This is a genomic window from Streptococcus sp. 2154 (assembly GCF_013277255.1).
Lineage (GTDB): Bacteria > Bacillota > Bacilli > Lactobacillales > Streptococcaceae > Streptococcus > Streptococcus pseudopneumoniae.
The window spans coordinates 1-841 of sequence record NZ_VMMK01000087.1 but is presented as its reverse complement, the minus strand read 5'-3'; the positions used below and the strand labels follow the sequence as shown (position 1 = coordinate 841).

At 38.5% G+C, this 841-nt stretch carries 1 pseudogene; it reads left to right on the top strand.

Annotated features, from left to right (window positions below):
• Window positions 1-40: 40 nt before the first annotated feature.
• A pseudogene (locus tag HT693_RS11400) lies at window positions 41-841 on the top strand (IS630 family transposase); the annotation flags it as partial.

The window sequence follows — 841 nt, the reverse complement described above, 5'->3', positions numbered from 1 at the left end:
ATACTATCCTAAAATCAAAAAACATCTTATAATAGTAGTTATGAAACTTACAAACGAAGAAACACAAAAAATTGAACAACTCCTAAGAGATTCATCGTACGCCAAATATCACAAACGTCTACAGATTATTTATTTTCGCTCAAAAGAAAAGAGTTATAAGGAAATCATGGATTTGCTAGATTGCAATAAAACAACTGTTTGGAGGAATTTGAAAAAATATAAGGAGTTTGGTTTAGAAGCGCTTCTTCAAGAGACCCGTGGTGGACGTCATAGAGAATATATGACTTACGAAGAAGAACAAGCATTTCTAAAACGTCATATAGAAGCTGCTCAGGCTGGGGAATTTGTAACTGTCAATCAGTTATTTGAAGCCTATCAAAAAGAGATTGGTCGCACTTCCACACGTGATGGTTTCTATTATCTCCTGAAACGACATGGTTGGCGAACGGTCACTCCTCGACCTGAGCATCCCAAGAAGGCAGACGCTCAGACAATTGAGACGTCTAAAAATAAAATCTACATTCGAGACCTTAAGTAAGCGCTTTAAAGAGGAGGGGACTTATAACAAAGTACGTTTGATGTACCAAGATGAAGCTGGTTTCGGAAGAATCAGTAAGATGAGTTCTTGTTGGGCTCCTCAAGGAATCCGACCTAGCATTCCTAGTCATTATATGCGAGAATATCGCTATTGTTATGGGGCAGTAGATGCTCAGACAGGAGATTCCTTTTTCCTCATTGCTGGAGGATGCAATACTGAGTGGACCAATGAATTTCTACGGCAAGTCTCACAAGCTTATCCAGATGACTATATTTTACTTGTCATGGATAATGCTATATGGCA